General features: G+C 36.5%; 19 protein-coding genes. 6 read left to right on the forward strand and 13 right to left on the reverse strand.

Annotation, left to right across the window (positions count from 1 at the left end; translation table 11 throughout):
- Positions 1-67: 67 nt before the first annotated feature.
- Genes ABN763_RS08695 through ABN763_RS08710 form a run of 4 tightly spaced genes read right to left on the reverse strand, consistent with a single transcriptional unit; the run spans position 68 to position 3,154 of the window.
- Positions 68-643: a hypothetical protein gene (locus tag ABN763_RS08695; protein ID WP_410485066.1), complete on the reverse strand. Its 576-nt coding sequence runs from the start codon at positions 641-643 to the stop codon at positions 68-70.
- A gap of 4 nt (positions 644-647) precedes the next feature.
- A complete protein-coding gene (locus ABN763_RS08700) occupies positions 648-2,075 on the reverse strand; it encodes a hypothetical protein (protein WP_410485067.1) in 1,428 nt (475 codons plus the stop codon).
- Positions 2,047-2,628: a hypothetical protein gene (locus ABN763_RS08705; protein WP_410485068.1), complete on the reverse strand. Its 582-nt coding sequence runs from the start codon at positions 2,626-2,628 to the stop codon at positions 2,047-2,049. The genes ABN763_RS08700 and ABN763_RS08705 overlap by 29 nt, the downstream gene beginning before the upstream one ends.
- A complete protein-coding gene (locus ABN763_RS08710; RefSeq protein WP_410485069.1) occupies positions 2,612-3,154 on the reverse strand; it encodes an RNA polymerase sigma factor in 543 nt (180 codons plus the stop codon). Before ABN763_RS08710 ends, ABN763_RS08705 begins: the two co-directional genes overlap by 17 nt.
- A 125-nt stretch (positions 3,155-3,279) precedes the next feature.
- On the opposite strand from ABN763_RS08710, the gene ABN763_RS08715 reads away from it, so the two are divergent.
- Genes ABN763_RS08715 through ABN763_RS08735 form a run of 5 tightly spaced genes read left to right on the forward strand, consistent with a single transcriptional unit; the run spans position 3,280 to position 7,327 of the window.
- Entirely contained in the window at positions 3,280-4,188 is a 909-nt protein-coding gene (locus ABN763_RS08715) for an aldose epimerase family protein (protein ID WP_410485070.1), read from the forward strand.
- 25 nt (positions 4,189-4,213) lie between these two features.
- Entirely contained in the window at positions 4,214-4,765 is a 552-nt protein-coding gene (locus tag ABN763_RS08720) for a DUF2911 domain-containing protein (RefSeq protein ID WP_410485071.1), read from the forward strand.
- Positions 4,765-5,850 (forward strand): methylmalonyl Co-A mutase-associated GTPase MeaB, encoded by a 1,086-nt coding sequence (gene meaB / locus ABN763_RS08725; protein WP_410485072.1) that lies wholly within the window; start codon positions 4,765-4,767, stop codon positions 5,848-5,850. The genes ABN763_RS08720 and meaB overlap by 1 nt, the downstream gene beginning before the upstream one ends.
- A gap of 14 nt (positions 5,851-5,864) precedes the next feature.
- On the forward strand, positions 5,865-6,584 hold the full coding sequence (locus ABN763_RS08730) for a glycosyltransferase family 2 protein (RefSeq protein WP_410485073.1): 720 nt from the start codon (positions 5,865-5,867) through the stop codon (positions 6,582-6,584).
- A 53-nt stretch (positions 6,585-6,637) separates the two neighbouring features.
- Positions 6,638-7,327 carry a hypothetical protein gene (locus tag ABN763_RS08735; RefSeq protein WP_410485074.1) on the forward strand — a complete coding sequence of 230 codons (690 nt, stop codon included), beginning with the start codon at positions 6,638-6,640 and terminating at the stop codon, positions 7,325-7,327.
- Here ABN763_RS08735 and ABN763_RS08740 read toward each other — a convergent pair.
- The 6 genes from ABN763_RS08740 to ABN763_RS08765 are packed head-to-tail and all read right to left on the reverse strand — an operon-like array spanning position 7,314 to position 13,183.
- Positions 7,314-7,883 carry a phosphatase PAP2 family protein gene (locus ABN763_RS08740; protein WP_410485075.1) on the reverse strand — a complete coding sequence of 190 codons (570 nt, stop codon included), beginning with the start codon at positions 7,881-7,883 and terminating at the stop codon, positions 7,314-7,316. The genes ABN763_RS08735 and ABN763_RS08740 overlap by 14 nt on opposite strands.
- Before the next feature lie 5 nt (positions 7,884-7,888).
- Positions 7,889-8,116 (reverse strand): hypothetical protein, encoded by a 228-nt coding sequence (locus ABN763_RS08745; RefSeq protein ID WP_410485076.1) that lies wholly within the window; start codon positions 8,114-8,116, stop codon positions 7,889-7,891.
- 22 nt (positions 8,117-8,138) lie between these two features.
- Entirely contained in the window at positions 8,139-9,524 is a 1,386-nt protein-coding gene (locus tag ABN763_RS08750; RefSeq protein ID WP_410485077.1) for an MATE family efflux transporter, read from the reverse strand.
- A 53-nt stretch (positions 9,525-9,577) separates the two neighbouring features.
- Positions 9,578-10,888, reverse strand: a complete 1,311-nt coding sequence (locus tag ABN763_RS08755) for a CoF synthetase (protein ID WP_410485078.1) — start codon at positions 10,886-10,888, stop codon at positions 9,578-9,580.
- Between the two features lie 17 nt (positions 10,889-10,905).
- Positions 10,906-12,312, reverse strand: coding sequence for a M20/M25/M40 family metallo-hydrolase (locus ABN763_RS08760; protein ID WP_410485079.1), 1,407 nt, complete (start codon positions 12,310-12,312; stop codon positions 10,906-10,908).
- A complete protein-coding gene (locus tag ABN763_RS08765; protein ID WP_410485080.1) occupies positions 12,305-13,183 on the reverse strand; it encodes a PPK2 family polyphosphate kinase in 879 nt (292 codons plus the stop codon). Before ABN763_RS08765 ends, ABN763_RS08760 begins: the two co-directional genes overlap by 8 nt.
- Before the next feature lie 95 nt (positions 13,184-13,278).
- Between ABN763_RS08765 and ABN763_RS08770 the strand changes: the two genes are divergently transcribed.
- Positions 13,279-14,019 carry a hypothetical protein gene (locus tag ABN763_RS08770; RefSeq protein ID WP_410485081.1) on the forward strand — a complete coding sequence of 247 codons (741 nt, stop codon included), beginning with the start codon at positions 13,279-13,281 and terminating at the stop codon, positions 14,017-14,019.
- Between the two features lie 68 nt (positions 14,020-14,087).
- Here ABN763_RS08770 and yidC read toward each other — a convergent pair whose 3' ends face one another.
- The 3 genes from yidC to ABN763_RS08785 form a co-directional block, all read right to left on the reverse strand.
- Positions 14,088-15,977, reverse strand: coding sequence for a membrane protein insertase YidC (yidC, locus tag ABN763_RS08775; protein WP_410485082.1), 1,890 nt, complete (start codon positions 15,975-15,977; stop codon positions 14,088-14,090).
- Between the two features lie 66 nt (positions 15,978-16,043).
- Positions 16,044-17,678 (reverse strand): CTP synthase, encoded by a 1,635-nt coding sequence (locus tag ABN763_RS08780; protein ID WP_410485083.1) that lies wholly within the window; start codon positions 17,676-17,678, stop codon positions 16,044-16,046.
- Positions 17,679-17,761: 83 nt separating this feature from the next.
- Positions 17,762-18,241 carry a heme-binding domain-containing protein gene (locus ABN763_RS08785; RefSeq protein WP_410485084.1) on the reverse strand — a complete coding sequence of 160 codons (480 nt, stop codon included), beginning with the start codon at positions 18,239-18,241 and terminating at the stop codon, positions 17,762-17,764.

Raw genomic sequence — 18,241 nt, forward strand, 5'->3', positions numbered from 1 at the left:
CCTTATGATTTATAGTGAGAAATGGTGAGGAGAAAAGGGAAAAGTAAGGTGTTGTTAACGTAATTACTTACAAACCGAAAGGCTTAAGTGGCAAATCTTTCTTCCAAGAATCGCCATATTTTTCAGTTAGTTGTCGGGCTAGTTTTAAATTTTGCTCTCTAGCCTTTTTCATTGAAAATGGGTCGATCATGCAGGCTTCCAGTTTAAACCCTATATCATATTTTTCCCTAAAATCGCTTAAGTTGTTATGCTCTCCTATTAATGAATGAACAATGAACTCGTTACTTTCCTGAATAAACATTGATTTTTCAAAATCAATCTTAAGCTGGTTTTCTTTTGGGAAAAGTATAACCTTAATGCTATTGTTTTTCTTATTAATTCGCTTCGGTTTTACTACCCAAGACGAAAATTCCTTAGATTCAAATTTTACATCATACTTTCCCCGAGGTATTAAAAATTCATTATCGGTATTACCGGAAACGGAGAAAACTAATCCTTTTTCTTTATCGAATTGTATAAGCCCTTTTTCAAATTTATGAATAGTTCTATTTTCAATAAATACAGAAACCGCAATCAAATTTTCTGATGCAGTGCTAATCCAACTCACATTGATAAGAAGAAAAAAAAGTAAAAGTCTTTTCATAGGCTTATTGGTTTTTTAATACCACTTTGCTGTACTTAGCGTTGACATCTACTATCTTATTTTGAGAGCTATTACTATTTTGATTTAGCAGATAGATAGTGTTCCACGACTGTTTCTCATCTAACTTCATAGATTCAGGATAGTCCACTCTGCTGCGTTCTCCCTGATATTTAAAACCATAAGAAGTTTTTGGCAACACTATGACCGCATCGGTATTTTCTAAACCAACTAGCAACGATTCAAATTTAGGGTCTACTTTGTCAATATTTAACGTTCCTCCTCTTGCTGATAAAAAGGCATCAGTTAGAACTTCGTTAATTAACACATCTGATGATTTTGCCAATAACTTTAATTCTTTTACCGTTTTAAGCTGTACATCTTTTATATAGTTTACGTTAAGCTGCCCGCCGTTCCAGTTATCAACGATAACCGGAGCGTACGAACACTTAATTTCTGTTTTATCACCATCAATCACTTCAGCAAGTAAACTGCTATGTGACAAATTAGCTTTAATATTTCTTAATACGTTTGCCATTTTCACCTCACCATGACGTACATTCATATTGAGCTTTGTGCCTTTAGGCATTTTGATGATAATTGTCTTTTTTACTTTGGCATTATTCTCATCATCCTTACCACCATAAATTCGGAAAAACGAATTTTGCCCACCATCTGACCAGATAACACTACCTCTTGGAAGCGTTGTACTGCTTCTTAATTTTTCGATAGCAATAACCCGCTCTTTTTCAGATTTTTCTCGTCTTTCTTTTAACTTTTTTCTACGTTCTGCATACTCACTCTTTTTCTTTTCTAGACGTTCCTTCCGTTCAGCCAATCGCTTTGCCCATTTTTCCATTTTTTCCTCCCATTCTTCATCGTATTTGTCCTTATACTCTTTCTTCCATTTTTCAACATACTTATCGCCATCCTTCTTGTACGCTTCATAATCAAAACTAAATTTGTTCTTCCCTGAATATACGAAGGGCATTGGCGGCATTTCGTCTATAATACCTAGTAATGGTTCAACATCAAAATGGCCGGGAAAATCAGGAGATACCCTAAACGAAAAATCATTTCCATTATAACCAGTTGTTGATACCGCTAAAGGAAAAGAAGATCTTCCAGAACCTCTTCCTGAGCTAATGTCTATTTCTCTGCTATTCCCTTTTGCATCAAAATTCCAGTTTTTAATATAGCGTTCGGCTTCTTCCTTATCCATATCCTCAACCGTAATAGTTGCTACGATCTCAACACGGTCTTTATCCCAAGTTTCAAACTGTACATCTGTATGGGTGGTATTCACATTAAGTGTAACATCTTTACTAACATCAAAACCTTCTTTATAGGTTTTAGTCTCCTGTGCCAGGCTAGTGCAACTTAGTAGCAAAAATGCTATACCTGCACTAAATTGTTTTATTAGTGAATTGTTCATTTTTTGATTTTTTAAGTTCCTTAATCTTTTCATTTAAATCTAACAACAACTGCAAGCTTTTTTGAAGATTATCTATTTGGGCCCCAATAATTAATTCGTTGGGACCAAACTCATTAAGTTCTTTATTCAATACCTTACGTTCTTCAGTTAGTTCATTTAACTGACTCATATAAGAATCAAATAATGTTTCGGTCTCCTCATCGGTTTCTACTTGTGAGAGTTGATAATTGATATTCGAAACATAATAATTTTCAATCTTTTTTAAATCTGGAGAAATATCGCCTAAGGAAAGATCATTTGATTCCTGTGAATCCGTTTTAACAATTTTCGTTTCCATAGGAATCGTTGATTGTTGACTCACTTGATACCAAACACCTAAAGCAACCAAAATCACAACCGATGCAGCCAACCACAAAAATGGATAATTCCTTTTTGTACTTTCCGGTAGTGCAGTATCTAACCGCTCTAAAAACCGATCCTCATGGCCTTCAGCAAGTTGAGACTTGCTATTTTCGGCATCTTTCTCAAACATTTTTCTAAGATCCTGTCCCATTTCTTTTATGCTTTAAAAGTTCTCTAAGCTTTAACTTTCCTCTCATTAATTGCGTTCGTGAAGCGGTTTCAGAAATCTGCAGTATTTCAGAAATCTCGCTGTGGTCATAACCTTCCATCAAGTATAACATGACCACATATTTATACTTTTCTGGAAGTTTTTCAATGGCAGACTTTACTTCATCAATGGTTAAAGATTCTTCAACCATCCAATCGTTATCATCAGCTATTGAAAGTGGCATATCGTCAATTTGGACCCATCGTTCTTGTTCGGCTCTTAATTTGTCGATACTTTTATTCACTACTATTCGCTTTAACCAAGCTCCAAAGCTTACTTCTCCTGTAAACTGATGTAATTTTTGAAATGCTTTTACAAAAGATTCTTGCATTACATCTTCAGCATCGTGAGTATTCTTAAGAAAACGATTCGCTACACAGAACATGGCATCGCAGTACTGCTTGTACAATGCCATTTGTGACCTACGGTCGTTCTGTTTGCAACGTTCAATAATGTCGACTTGCAACATGCTGATTGGTTAACTTGGTTTAGTTGATGTTCAGTTTAAAGACGTAAGAAAAAAAACACTGTGGCAAAAGAGTATAATTTTAACATTTGATTATGTAATTTACCGCTGACAAAAATGAAACTACTTTGAGCAAAGTTATTCTTGAAAACGCTTTTTTAAAGGTTGAAATCCTAAGCTATGGAGCTATCTTAGAAAAGCTGTTCGTTAAGAACAAAGATGATAATTGGCAGAATGTTGTTTTAGGTTTGGAAAATGAAGAAGAATATAAAAAAGGGAACCCGATGTATTTAGGCGCATGTATTGGTCCTTATGCCGGACGAATCGACAACGGACGCTTCGGACTGGGAGATACCTACATTCAACTAGATACAATTAATGGTGTACATCTTCATGGAGGTAACGCCGGGTTTCATGAAAGAGAATGGACTATCATTAGCCAAGAACATGGAAAGAGACCTGCTGTAACGCTTCAACTAAAAAAAGAACATGATACCAAGGGATATCCAGGAAATATTACTGTAAACCTAACTTATCAGCTTGTTGAGAACGAGTTTCGGCTTTCATACGAAGCTACCACCGACAGAACAACAATTCTCAATTTAACGAATCACTCGTACTTTAATTTAAATAATGGAAATTCTATTACAACGCACACGTTGTTTATCAATTCAGACACCTACTTAGAAACAGACGACCGACTAATACCTTCGGGAAATATTTTGAATGTTGGTACTACCAAATATGATTTTAATTCGAAAAAACCAGTTACAAGCGCTTTTTTAGACGATACTTTCATATTGAATAATCCTACACAAAGAGCAGCTAGTCTGTCATGCGAAGAAAGTGGAATTCGATTGGATGTAATGACTAATCAACCTGCAATGGTTGTTTTTACACCATCGGATGGAAGTGGTATTTGTTTTGAAACACAACAATGCCCTGATGCGCCAAACCATTCGAATTTTCCGTCTACTGTTTTAACACCAGAGAAGCATTACAAACAAGAAACCACGTTCAAATTTTCCCTAACTTAGTACTACCAACTAAATATTCATAGCCATGAAGAAAATTATAATTTGGACAGTCGCTGTAGTGGGTATTCTAGCGTTACTACTTTTTTTTGTGGTAGGACCAATAATGCGCTCTCAAACCAAAAAGCATAGTCCAGAACAAACAATAACATATACTAAACAAGGAAACGAGATTGAAGTGTTTTATTGCCGTCCGTATAAAAAAGGAAGGGATGTATTTGGTGGGCTCGTGCCTTTTGATAAGGTTTGGAGAACAGGTGCTAATGAAGCAACAACGTTTGAAACACAGCATGACCTCCTAATTAATGGCGAAACGCTACCAAAAGGTAAATACACCTTATGGACAAAGCCTACTTTAAGTAGTTGGGATATTATTTTTAACAGCGAAATGTATGGGTGGGGTGTCTCACTTGCTGGGGTATCCGCTAGAAATCCCGATTTTGATGTTCTTATTACAACAGTTCCAGTCGAACAGGTACCAGAAGTTGAACAGTTTACGATTTCTCTAAATGAGACCCCACAAACAATGACACTTTCATGGGATAGAACCAAAGTTAGTATACCATTTCGGAAAAAATAGTGTCAAACAAGAACAAGCATATATCGGCATTAAAAGAAAAAGATGGTGTTTCTCAACCACAAAGCACTAATGTGCTAGCTTCTTCAAAAATCAAAAAAAAAAGGAAGCAAAAGTTCCAAATAGAAACACTTAGTAAGCAACTAATTGCGCAAAATATTACCGCACTTAGTCGCGGTATTACCTTAGTGGAAAGTGAGAATCCTAAGCACCAGAAACAAGCCGAACAACTGATAGAAAAGTGCTTACCTTTTGCCAACAATTCTATTCGTATTGGCATAACGGGAGTACCGGGAGTAGGGAAAAGCACATTTATTGAAGCATTTGGCACTTATCTAACCTCTATTGGAAAAAAAGTAGCCGTACTTGCAGTCGATCCCAGTAGTAGTATTTCTAAAGGAAGTATTCTTGGTGATAAAACCAGGATGGAAGAGTTGGTTAAAAACGACAATGCATTTATTAGGCCCTCTCCATCTGGAGATTCGCTTGGAGGGGTTGCTAAAAAAACAAGGGAAACTATCATTTTATGCGAAGCTGCGGGGTTCGATACTATTTTAATTGAAACTGTCGGAGTTGGCCAATCTGAAACCGCGGTACACAGCATGGTTGATTTCTTCTTACTACTTAAACTAGCCGGGGCTGGTGATGAGCTACAAGGTATTAAACGGGGTATTATTGAAATGGCCGACGCGATTATAATTAATAAGGCAGATAAAGACAACATTAAAAGAGCAAAACTTGCGAAGACAGAATTTCAGCGAGCACTTCATTTGTACCCACCTAAACCATCAGGTTGGATTGCGAAGACAGCAACATGTTCTGCACTTGAAAACAACGGTATTGATACGGTATGGAAAATGATAGCAGACTATGTAAAGCAGACAAAAGAAAATGAATACTTTAAAACAAACCGGACAGCACAAAACCAATATTGGTTAATACAAACTATCGATCGGCAACTTAAATCTACTTTTTATCAAAATCCCGTTATGAAAAAAGCGCTAGCGCAAATGTTGGAAAAGGTGGAAAAAAATCAAATTTCTCCTTTTAGTGCTGCAAAAACACTTTTGGATCAGTATAAAAGTTAAGCACTACCGCCAATATGGACTTTGAGTTTACCATAATTATTCCTATCTATAATGAGGAAGCAAACCTGGATCGACTTGAAAAGGAATTACTAAACTACTTACCAATAGCAATTAAAAAAACTTGTGTTCTATTTGTAAATGACGGAAGTACCGATAATAGCTTGCTAAAGATTAAAAGCATATGTGAGCATAAGGCATTTAGTTTTATTTCATTTACTGAAAATTGTGGACTAAGCACCGCTATAAAAGCCGGATTCGACCATACTAAAACCCCTTTAACAGGATATATGGATGGTGATTTACAAACTACTCCCTACGATTTCAATCTACTATTAAAGCATGCACATAACTATCAACTAGTCACCGGTGCACGAAATAAACGTAACGACGCTTTCATAAAAAAGGCCTCATCAACCATTGCAAACAAAATAAGACGGTTGTTTACAAAAGACGGTATGGATGATACCGGTTGCCCACTAAAGGTCATTCATAGTAACTATGCAAAAAAAATCCCAATGTTCAGGGGTATACACCGTTTTTTACCGGCCATGATATTGTTGCAAAATGGAAAAATAAAACAAATACCCATAAGACATTTTCCAAGGATGGCTGGTACATCTAAATTCGGAATAATCAACCGAGTATTTAGCTCATTTGCAGATTGCTTTGCTTACTTATGGATGAAACGAAAATATATTGATTATACCATTGAAAGTAAAAAGGAACTTCATTGATTGCATTTTTTAAATGTATTTTTGTCTCTCAATAATTTATTAAACAGACAATCTTGAAAAGTAAAATAACAGGTTTAGAACAAATTGCATTTTTATTTTTATTGTTAGTTTTTATACTAGGCCTTTATTTTGGTTTTACAGATGATATTTATTTTGATACAGTTTTTACCGTAGAAGATGGAGTAATTGAATACTTAACTGCGGTAATGTTAATTAGCATCTCGTTTTTATCGTTATTCCGGTTGATCAAACTAGGGAAAGTTAAAAAAGCCCTATGGATTTTGGGCACCTCATTATTTGTGCTACTTTTTGTTTTTGGCGCCGGAGAGGAAATAAGCTGGGGACAACGCATTTTCGATGTTGAGTCGAGCGAGTTTTTTAAAGAAAATAATGCCCAAGGTGAAACCAACCTACACAATATGGTAGTAGGCGGGAAAAAAGTAAACAAGGTAATTTTTAGTCAACTTCTTACCCTTGTACTGGTCATTTATCTTATTGTTTGCCCTATTTTGTTTAGAAAAGCATCTTGGTTTAAGAGTCTTGCAAATCGTTTCGCAGTGCCGATTCCTAGATGGTCGCATACCATCGCATTTTTGTTAAGCACGGCATTTGTCCTTGCTATTCCTTCTGATAGAAAATGGGAAGTCTATGAACTGGCTTTTGGTGTAATATTCTTATTAATTTTTATTAATCCTTTGAACGGAGAAATTTTCAAAAATCAAGAAGAGGCTAACTACTTATAAATCGTTGAGAAGTTATTTTAAATAGCTTGTAAAATCCCCATCCAAACAACATTCCAAAACTCATTCCTGTAATCACGTCTAGTGGATAATGTACCCCAATATAGATACGACTGTAGGCAACAGTTAATGCCCACAATAATAGGATGGCTGGCCACCATTTATTTGATTTATTTAGAAGCAGTGCAAAAAAAGTAGCCACAGCAAAGGAATTAGAAGCGTGTGCAGAAAAATAACCAAACTTACCCCCACAATACGGTTTTACCAATCGCATTTGATTAAAAATAATATCATCGTGGCAAGGGCGTAAACGCTCAAAGCCATATTTGAAAGCATTCGAAAGTTGATCGCTTGCTGTAATCATTAAAGCAACTATAATAAGAAGAAATAATGTGGATTTTAAACCTAATTGCCTAAAGGCTAGGTATAGTAATAAAAGGTATAACGGTAGTGAACTTAGTTTGGCGGTCATGAACATCCAAAACCCGTCCCAGCTTTCGGTGCCTAAACCGTTTAACAAAAGAAATAATTGTTGATCTTGATTAATTAATTCTTCCATATTACCTAATTATCATACCTGGACACTTCACGATCATAAAAGTCGGTGGCCTGTTGAATTAGGTTTTCTGCTTCTGTTTCTAATTCTTTTTGATCTTCTTTTTCAAAATCTTCTAGCCATTCAACCTCATCATTTTCCAAATTCAGAATAAACCTAGGGAAATCGGTGTGCACAATAAATATGGCTTCAGGAAAATCAGTATTATCTCCTAGAATAAATTTAGGTAGTTCCATAGTTTATAACATTAAATACTTGCTATTTATTCTCATGCTTTTGAGCAATAAGTTTGTTGGTTAAATGATTAAATCGAATATACAAAAATAAGGCTGCTGTTGTTAATCCAGCTAATAGTCCTATCCATATACCTGTACTCTTATATTCGGTATGCAGTCCTAGATAATACATAACTGGAAAACCAACTAACCAATAAGCTATGAAAGTAATCAAAGTGGGGATTGCCACATCTTGTAACCCTCTTAATGCGCCTAAAACCACCACCTGAATTCCGTCTGATAATTGAAAAACAGCAGCAGCTAGCAATAGTTGTGAAGCAATAGCCATTACCTCTGTGTTATCAGCAAAATTACTTGCGTCATTTAAGTCTACATATACGGTTGGTAGCACTTCATTAAACAATAAAAATGTCATTGCAAAAACAAACATTATCAATGTCGTAAGTAAGAAAATTGAAAAGGCTATACGCCTCAATTCTTTAAAATTACCCAGTCCTTTTTGATTACCGACACGAATCATAGAAGCAACACTTAAACCCATTGCTACCATAAAGGTCATTGATGATAAGTTGAGTGCTATCTGATTTGCAGCTTGTGGGTTTTTACCTAAAATACCTGATAACCATATTGCCGATGTAAATATCGCCACTTCAAAAAACATTTGCATGGCACTTGGAGCACCGAGGCTAATGATTTTTTTTAGCATTCTTCTCGTAAGCGTAAAAAACTTAATATTCGTTACGTATGCTTTTGATTTTTCTCGTTTAGACAGTAAAATCCAAATAAAAGCGACCATCACAAAACGGGAGGTTAATGTGCCAATGGCGGCACCAACTATTCCCATTTCAGGGAACCCAAACTTTCCAAAAATAAGGAGGTAATTTAACACCACATTTACCACGTTCGCTATCAATGTGGCAATCATAGGAAGGGTAGTCATAGATAAACCATCGCTAAACTGCTTAAATGCCTGAAATACGATAAGGGGTATGAGCGAAAAGGCAACAAGATCGAGATACGGAATTGCTAATAAAACAACTTCCTCGGGCTGTTTCATTAAATACATTAGTGGTTTTGCAAAGTACACCATAATGAACAGCACTACACCCAAAATGGTACATAGAAATAGTCCGTGCTTAAATGATGATTTTCCATTGGTAAAGTTCTCAGCAGCATCAGCCTCGGCAATTAAGGGAGTTATCGCTGTGGAGAAACCTATACCTATTGACATCGCAATAAACATAAAACTATTACCTAAAGAAACCGCAGCAAGTTCAGCAGTACCTAATTGCCCTACCATAATATTATCAACAAACTGCACAAAAGTGTGTCCAAGCATCCCAAGCATTACGGGAGCTGCAAGTTTCCAATTATATGCAAATTCTTTGGTGTAGTTAGTTAAGGACACTAGCGGAAATTTAACACTATAAAAATACGGTATTGCTTTTCGCTTTTTAAAGTTTAGTGCATTGGATTTTTAAAAGTATTCAACACCTTTTTTCGTTTACCAGATGAAAGTAAGGGAATGGAATCGATATAGTTGATTTTCAATTCAGCATCCGCACCAAAATGTGATTTCATAAATTCAATAATCTCTTTTTCAACTGAAAACTGATCATTGATAATTAAGTTAATTGTGTATTCTTTTTTACCCGTTTGTAAAAACTGGTATTCTATGATGCCTTTATATCGCTCTAAATAAGAAGGTATAAAAGAAGAAATAATGTTACCTTCGGTATCGTAAATAGTATCATGTAATCTGCCTTCGATGGTAGATAATAATGGGATGCCGTCATGACCAATTTCCATAGTCCCAACGTCACCAGTATCGTATCTAATTAATGGCATTGCATAGTTAAACAGATCGGTTATTACTATTCTACCTTGCTGACCATTTTGAACAGGTGTATCGCTATTAAAGTCTAGAATTTCGATATAATAGCTAGCCCAATTAATTATAAAATCAGTACCCGTGCCAGGGATTTGCTGTGCGATAATTCCATTTTCAGTATTAGAATATCGTGACAATAATGGAACATCAAAATAAGATTTAAATTTGTCACGGGTAACTGGCGATAATGCTTCCGCCATCGCTATTGCGGATTTAACTCCACTAAAATCAAAACGTACATGCTGATCTGCCAGATACCTTATCAATAAATCAAAACCAGAAGCATATCCTAAGAGCCCTTTTGTTCTTTTAGGATTTCGACTTAGTTGTTGACAAAGACGATTTAGTGCACGGTCATCAAGTTCTGTAATTTCTATTTGAACAACATTCTGAATTTTTGCCTGTAAACCACTTTTCCTAAGAAGTTCATCCCAAAAACGTATGTAGAATAAAGAGCTTCCCAATTGGTATCCAGAACGCTGTGAAAAATATAGCGTGTCTGCAATATTTCTATTAATCTTCAAATCATTTTGACGCACATCAAAAGGCTCTCCGGTTGAACCGCTTGTAGATTTTATCCAGTACTTTTCTTTTAAATAATTTTCAGCATAAAACTCCTCATAATTTTCGACGATTTTTCTTTTAAAAACAACTGGAAAATCCTCTAAACGAGCAGTATTTAAATTACTATAGAAAGGAATATTTCTTATCGCGTGTTGCGTTAACTCGCCTATTTTAATCTTGTGGTATTGCTTAACCTGGTTCCAATTATCATAACCTAAAATAACACGTACTTCATTAAAATGTTTTTTAACTGGACTTCCTTTAAATGTATCTAAAAGCCAGAACGCTTTATTTCGTAACCGATTAGTAAATGCCATAAATTATTAGCTATCAACTATCCTTTTATTTTAGGTTGCGGTTGGGTTTTTACTCCATATTTGTCAAAAAGGTACATTAATGAGGTCATGGTAGCGGCACCAAGTTCTAATTCTCTTTTATTGACGGCATCAAAAGTGTCGTTAGCAGCATGATGATAATCAAAATATCGCTGTGAGTCCGGTCGCAATCCTGCCATTACAATCTCATTATTTTTAAGGGGACCGATGTCCGCTCCACTTTCACCTTTTTCAAAATAATGAATAAGATAGGGTTTGAATAAAGACCTCCATGATTGCACTTGAGCGAAAGCTGCGTCATTTGCATCAAAAGAAAAACCTCTGGGTGTAAATCCACCGGAATCGCTTTCTAAAGCGAACACATGGCGTTCATTTTTCTGTCGCGCTACCTCTGCATATTTACGGCCGCCACGAAGTCCATTTTCTTCATTCATAAATAATACAACGCGAATTGTTCTTTTTGGTTTATAACCGGTTTTTTTAAGTAACCTCAATACTTCCATGCTTTGCACAACCCCTGCACCATCATCATGACTTCCGTCGCCAAGGTCCCAAGAATCTAGATGTCCTCCTACAACCATTACTTCTTTCGGGAATTCTGTTCCTGTCATTTCGCCAATGACATTATATGATTCTACATCTTTAAATTGTTCGCAAGATTGTTTAAAGTAAAATTGTGTGTCTAGATTCCACTTAATCATTTTACTCAACAGCTCAGCACCATTGGTACTAATGGCAGCGGCCGGTATCCACTTTCTTCTAGGAAGATTGCCGTAGTTCATCGCCCCGGTGTGTGGAAAATCGTCTAATCGTAAATTCATAGACCGGACAATTACACCAACGGCCCCATATTTGGCAGCCTCCTTCGCCCCTGATGCCCGCTGATCGACGCACCCACCATAGGCATGGAATGTATTAATTAAGTCGGCTTGCATGGGCCGATTATAGAAGACTATTTTACCTTTTATTTTTTGTTCTCCTAAACTATCAAGTTCTTCTAGTGATTCTACCTCGATCACCTTGGCTTTAATTCCCTCTTTTGGTGTTGCTACAGAACCACCCAACGCACAAATCGGCACTTCGTTTTTAGAACCCGGTTGAGCTTCTATATAGGCTACTTCCTTCGGACCACGAACCCATTTTGGTACCATTACCGGCTGTAACCATACCTTATCTAAGCCAAGAGATTCTAACTCTTCTTTGGTATATTTAACAGCTTTTTCTGCATTTAAAGAACCCGATAGACGCCCACCTATTTTATTAGACAAATGATCTAACCACTGATAGCTTTGCCCATTAGTCAATGCCGTTTTATAGATGTTTTTTAATTGCACTTCATCATCCTTATCCTGAGAAAAAGAAATGGTAGTTGCGAATAGTAGAAATGTAAATAAATACTTATTCATTGTTTAGTTGATCTTTAAATTCATCAATCCGGAGTTTCACTTCTTCATCTAACTCCGGTTCTTTAATATCCTTATATTCTTTAAGCGTATCGTACATAATTTTAGCCGTTAATAGACGTGCCGTTGGCTTATCATCGGCAGGAATAATATACCATGGCGCATGCGATTTGGAAGTCTTGTTAATAGCATCTTCATAACAAGCTTGATAGTCATCCCAAAGCTTACGTTCTTTTAAATCTCCAGGAGAAAACTTCCAGTTTTTTTCCTTCAATCTCAGTCTTCTTAGCAATCTATTTTTTTGTTCGTCTTTTGACAAATGCAAAAAGAACTTAAAGATAATGGTCCCATTTTGTGCAATGGTTTTTTCAAAATTGTTAATCTGTTCAAATCGCTTTTTCCAAAAAGCATCATTGATGTCACTTACGGAATGTACATCGGGTAAATTTTCTCCTAAAATATATTCAGGATGTACTCGTGTGACCAATACATTTTCGTAATGTGTTCTATTAAAAACCGCAAACTTCCCTCTTGCGGGAAGTGCTATATAATGCCTCCATAAATAATCATGAGCACGCTCTAAGTCTGTAGGGACTTTAAAACTGTGTACCACCACACCGCGACTATTAAAATCTTTAAACACCTCGCGAATTAAACTGTCTTTACCTGCTGTATCCATACCCTGAATACAAATAAGTACCGCATACTTGCCATGTGCATAGATAGTGTCTTGAAGTTCGCCCAGTTTTTCTCTTACTTCCTCGAGCTCCTTTTCAATTTTTTTCTTTGAAGCGTCAAGATCGTAGGTGGTCAATCTTTCTTTAAGTTCAATGTTCGAAGTAACTTTAAAGTCATTAATAGATATCTTGTTCATTTAGTCGATGTTTGCCGCTTAAAGATATTTAATTTAGGCTACATCTGCATTTTTTTGTTACATTGAGCATTCCAAATTTTACTAAACTTATTAAAATGAAAACTTTACTACCTACTGCTTTTTTGTTGTTAATTTCATTATTTAGTTATTCTCAGGCATGTGATGATGCTTCTTCTCAGGCTTCTTATGCTTACTCACATACCAAAAAAGCATACGATAGCAATAACAGAGACCATTTAACGCAAGCATCGGAGAGAGCGTATGAAGCTTTTGTAAACACAAGAGACGCTGCCGAGAAATGCGGTTGTGATAATGCCTATAATAAAGCATATGATGCTGTCGAATTAATTTCTAAGGCTGTTGATGTTACTAAATGGGAAGATGGACGCTACTACGTAAAAAAATCTAAAACATTGGCTCAAGAAATTATCGATGCGCTTGATCAATGTGCGGCCAACGGACCAATGGTCGAAGAGGTAACATTAGATGACAGCGGTCTAACCGAGTTACAAGCGCAACAAAAAGCATTGGAAGAGCAGCAAAAGGCACTTAAAGCAAAAGAAATGGCGCTTAAGGAGGAAATGGCAACAAAAGCAAAAGAGAAAGAACGTTTGAAAAAGGAAGCTTTTGTAAAAAAACAAAATGCACATCTTAGTGCTTTCGTAAATAGTGCAAACAACATTTTGAGTGCTACCAAATGCGAAGATACCTTAGAAATGACCGAAGCCGATAACAGCATACTTGATTTAAGTTTTGAAGAAATTGAGTCAGTCTTTAAAAGTGAAGCTGCTAATTTGGCTAAAGCACTTGCCGATAAGTTGAAAGCTTGTCAATAATAAAGTACCTAAAAGAAGAAAGCCGAATACTTTATTTTTAGTATTCGGCTTTCTTTTTGGTTTAAAAATTACTTCTTCCTAGCTTTCTGTTGTGCCTCCGCCTGCTCCATCATTTCGGCCATCCGCTTTTGAAACTTATTTTGTTTTTTAGGCTTGGCTTTATTCTCCTGAATTTTCGCATGAATCTTATCTTCATCGATGATGTATTTCTTGATAACCAACATGATTCCAATAGTTAACAAGTTCGATACGAAATAATATAAACTCAATCCACTCGCATAGTTGTTAAAGAAGATTAGCATGAACAACGGTGATACATAAATCATATATTTCATGATCTTACTCATATCAGGCATCCCTTCTTGAGTAGGCTGACTTGCCATTTGTTGGCCTGTAGTCATGCGCATGTAAAAGAATATGGCAACGGAAGCCAATATTGGAAATAGACTAACATGATCTCCATAAAAAGGGATGTTAAAAGGTAATTTCGCAACTACATCATAGGACGAAAGATCTTCAGCCCATAAAAAGCTTTTTTGTCTTAAAGCAAATGCGGTAGGAAAAAACATAAACAACGCGTAGAAAACCGGAAGCTGTAACAAGGCCGGGATACATCCTGCCATTGGGCTTGCTCCTGCTTTGCTATACAACTTCATTGTTGCCTGCTGCTTTTTCATAGGATCATTTTTGTACTTCTCGCTAATTTCAGCAACTTCAGGTTTTAGCACCTTCATTTTAGCTTGAGAAACATATGATTTGTAGGTTACTGGTGACATCGCCAATCTAACCACAATAGTCATTACAATAATTGCAATACCAAAGGGTAAAAAGCTACTTAAAAAGCCAAATAAAGGAGTAAATACATATCGGTTGATAATACCAAAAATGCCCCAACCAAATGGAATACTATCTTCTAAATCGGCCTCATACTGTTTTAGCACTTCAACATCCGTCGGACCATAATACCAACTTAAATTTTCAGCTAACTCATTACCCTTTAATTCCAATGGAATTTTCGTCGTATACTTTTTGGTAAATACCGTGTCAACAGTTTCGTCTTCTACTAAATCCTCTGAAGTTATTGATGCCGTTTTAAACGGAGTATCAGTTAACAAAATATTGCTAAAAAAGAATTGTCTGTACGATAACCAGTTGACATCTTCTTCAACTTCATCATCTGCACCGGTTTGGGCTAATTTGTCAATCTTCGTACCATCATGTTGATATGTCAATCTAGTATATCTGTTTTCATAACTCACACTCTTTGCCTGACGGCGTACCTTTTGATCCCATGATAATTCAATTGGCTCGGTACCGTCGATAACACCATCAAGGCCCTGTGACCGCACACTAAAATCGACCATATAGTCATCAGGTTTCATTTCATAACGGTACTCTAAAAAGCGATTTGCGTCAACCTTAAGTTTCATTGACAGCACCTGATTCTCTCCGTTTTTAGTTAACGAAGGCTCAAATGGCATTTCTTGTGTATTAATTTTTCTGCCATTTTTTGTTCTAAAAGTAATACCGAACTGTGCGTTATCATCTTTTACCAAATAGACCGGTAATGAATCAAAGCGAACATATTCATTCATCTTTGCTTCCTTAATAGTCCCGCCTTGATTCGATACCACTAATTTGACAAGTCTATTTTCTAAAACGGTTTCACCACCATTAGCGGATGGTAACCCTGCTGCATAGGCAAATGCACCAAGTTTCTGCTGCGCAGCTGCCATAGCGGTTGAATCTCCTTCTTGAACAGCGGTCGGCGTATTTACCACCTTTGCGTCAGAACCATTTGTAGCTGCTTTTTTTTCAGCTTCTACCTGTTCTTGTTTTGCTTTTTCAGCATCAATCTCTTCCTGGGTTGGTTGATTACTGATCGTCATCCACATTAAAATTCCAAATATTAGTACAAAACCAATAATCGAATTTATATCCAGCTTCTTTTCTTCCATGTGTTTATTTAAATCTTAGGTGCTTTATTAAAAAAGGTATCTCAAAATGGTAGCCAAAATTGAAAATTATGCCATAGTGGCACCTTCTTTTTTCATCTTATGTGCTAAACTTGCTTTAACAAAGGCTACAAATAGTGGATGTGGATTTGCCACAGTACTCTTATATTCAGGATGATACTGTACCCCAACAAACCAATCGTGCTGAGGTAACTCAATGACCTCAACTAAGTTTGTCCCTGGGTTTAAACCCGATGCGATCATGCCAGCATCTGTTAGTTGATTTTTAAAACTATCATTAAACTCGTAACGATGCCTATGACGTTCTTCAATTAGAGTATCATCGTATATAGAAGCAACCATACTATCGGGTGTTAATTGACACTTCCAAGAGCCCAAACGCATCGTACCTCCTTTATTAGTTATGTTTTTCTGATCTTCCATCAAATCAATTACAGGATAGACAGTTTCGGGATCCATTTCTGTGGAATTAGCTTCATCGAGACCTAGTACATTACGGGCGTATTCGATAACCGCCATCTGCATTCCTAAACAAATACCCAAAAACGGAATGTTATGCTCTCTTACATACTTTATAGCGGCGATCTTTCCTTCGACACCTCGCTCCCCAAAACCAGGTGCAACTAGAATGCCATCCAGATGTTTTATTTTTTCTTCCGCATTTGATATGTCTAAATATTCAGAATGAATACTTTCGACTACTACCTTTACTTCATTTTCTGCCCCAGCATGAATGAATGCTTCTAAAATCGACTTGTAAGAATCTTGAAGTTCAACATACTTACCTACCAAACCGATTTTTACCGTATCCTTTGGATTTTTATGTCGCTTTAAAAATTGATTCCATTGAGTGAGGTCAGGTTCCTTATACCCTTTAAGATCTAAACGCTCTAATGTCACTTTATCCAATCCCTCCTCTAACATTAAATTAGGAACATCATAAATGGTTGATGCATCAATCGATTGAATAACAGCTTCTCTTTTTACATTACAGAAAAGGGCTAATTTATGACGAAGGTCGTCTGATAATTCATGTTCCGTTCTACAAACAAGAATATCCGCCTGAACACCGCTTTCCATTAAGGTTTTAACCGAATGCTGAGTCGGTTTGGTTTTCAGCTCACCAGCAGCAGATAAGAATGGAATTAAGGTTAAGTGCACCACAATGGCGTTGTTCTCGCCTAGTTCCCAAAGCAATTGCCTTACAGACTCTATATAAGGTAGTGACTCGATATCGCCAACAGTACCACCAATTTCAGTAATTACAATGTCGAAGTTACCTGACTTACCAAGCTTTTGAATGCGATCTTTAATCTCATTTGTGATATGCGGAATTACCTGCACGGTTTTTCCTAAAAACTCACCTTTGCGCTCTTTTTCAATAACGCTCTGGTAAATTCTACCCGTAGTAACGTTATTGGCTTGCGAGGTCGGACTGTTTAAAAAACGTTCATAGTGACCAAGATCGAGATCTGTCTCTGCACCATCATTTGTTACGTAACACTCTCCATGTTCATAAGGGTTTAAAGTTCCAGGGTCTACGTTAATATAGGGGTCTAATTTTTGGATGGTCACTTTATACCCTCGTGCTTGTAGCAATTTTGCCAGGGAAGCTGCAATAATCCCTTTTCCCAATGACGATGTAACGCCACCGGTTACGAATATATACTTGGTCTGAGCCATTATAAATGATGCGATTTTTGACGCGGCAAAAATACAAAAAGAAATGAGATGACCTTGAAGAAACTAAGGCTATTACAGTACCACTATTGTGGCAATTCCTGGCTTGCCAATTGAGCACGATAGGGCTTTCTTGCTGCTCTTGCCCAATCAATTAAGGTTTTTTGATCTTCTTTTGACAGCTTACCGTGAATCCAGGTATAGCTATCTAAAGGCATATGCCCTTCTTCCACCTCTTCTATCAATTCATCGAGCTTATGATCTTTCTTTTTAACTGAATAAGTAGCCCATTCTGAAACATTGAAATCTCCTTTTCCGTGACGTATATGATCATCTAACCATAAAGAAACAGGTGCAATTTGAGCGTACCAAGGGTAGTTTGTTTGATTACTATGACAGTCGTAGCAATTAGCTTTTAAAATGGCTGTTATTTGCTCAGTTAGTTTTGTTTCGGCTTCAAAGGCTGCTACGGTTTCATATCCTGATTGGTTTTTTTCCGGTCTCCAGAATTGAATTCCGACTAAGGCTACCAAAGCAAGAATTAGAATTTTTTTTATGATTTTCAT

Source organism: Spongiivirga sp. MCCC 1A20706 (assembly GCF_046524175.1).
Lineage (GTDB): Bacteria > Bacteroidota > Bacteroidia > Flavobacteriales > Flavobacteriaceae > Spongiivirga.

Excerpts from the sequence above, each read along its gene's own strand:
- ABN763_RS08695 (WP_410485066.1), bottom strand. The coding sequence starts at position 643 with ATGAAAAGACTTTTACTTTTTTTTCTTCTTATCAATGTGAGTTGGATT.
- ABN763_RS08700 (WP_410485067.1), bottom strand. The coding sequence starts at position 2,075 with ATGAACAATTCACTAATAAAACAATTTAGTGCAGGTATAGCATTTTTG.
- ABN763_RS08705 (WP_410485068.1), bottom strand. The coding sequence starts at position 2,628 with ATGGGACAGGATCTTAGAAAAATGTTTGAGAAAGATGCCGAAAATAGC.
- ABN763_RS08710 (WP_410485069.1), bottom strand. The coding sequence starts at position 3,154 with ATGTTGCAAGTCGACATTATTGAACGTTGCAAACAGAACGACCGTAGG.
- ABN763_RS08720 (WP_410485071.1), top strand. The coding sequence starts at position 4,214 with ATGAAGAAAATTATAATTTGGACAGTCGCTGTAGTGGGTATTCTAGCG.
- ABN763_RS08730 (WP_410485073.1), top strand. The coding sequence starts at position 5,865 with ATGGACTTTGAGTTTACCATAATTATTCCTATCTATAATGAGGAAGCA.
- ABN763_RS08740 (WP_410485075.1), bottom strand. The coding sequence starts at position 7,883 with ATGGAAGAATTAATTAATCAAGATCAACAATTATTTCTTTTGTTAAAC.
- ABN763_RS08745 (WP_410485076.1), bottom strand. The coding sequence starts at position 8,116 with ATGGAACTACCTAAATTTATTCTAGGAGATAATACTGATTTTCCTGAA.
- ABN763_RS08755 (WP_410485078.1), bottom strand. The coding sequence starts at position 10,888 with ATGGCATTTACTAATCGGTTACGAAATAAAGCGTTCTGGCTTTTAGAT.
- ABN763_RS08760 (WP_410485079.1), bottom strand. The coding sequence starts at position 12,312 with ATGAATAAGTATTTATTTACATTTCTACTATTCGCAACTACCATTTCT.
- ABN763_RS08765 (WP_410485080.1), bottom strand. The coding sequence starts at position 13,183 with ATGAACAAGATATCTATTAATGACTTTAAAGTTACTTCGAACATTGAA.
- ABN763_RS08770 (WP_410485081.1), top strand. The coding sequence starts at position 13,279 with ATGAAAACTTTACTACCTACTGCTTTTTTGTTGTTAATTTCATTATTT.
- yidC (WP_410485082.1), bottom strand. The coding sequence starts at position 15,977 with ATGGAAGAAAAGAAGCTGGATATAAATTCGATTATTGGTTTTGTACTA.
- ABN763_RS08780 (WP_410485083.1), bottom strand. The coding sequence starts at position 17,678 with ATGGCTCAGACCAAGTATATATTCGTAACCGGTGGCGTTACATCGTCA.
- ABN763_RS08785 (WP_410485084.1), bottom strand. The coding sequence starts at position 18,241 with ATGAAAATCATAAAAAAAATTCTAATTCTTGCTTTGGTAGCCTTAGTC.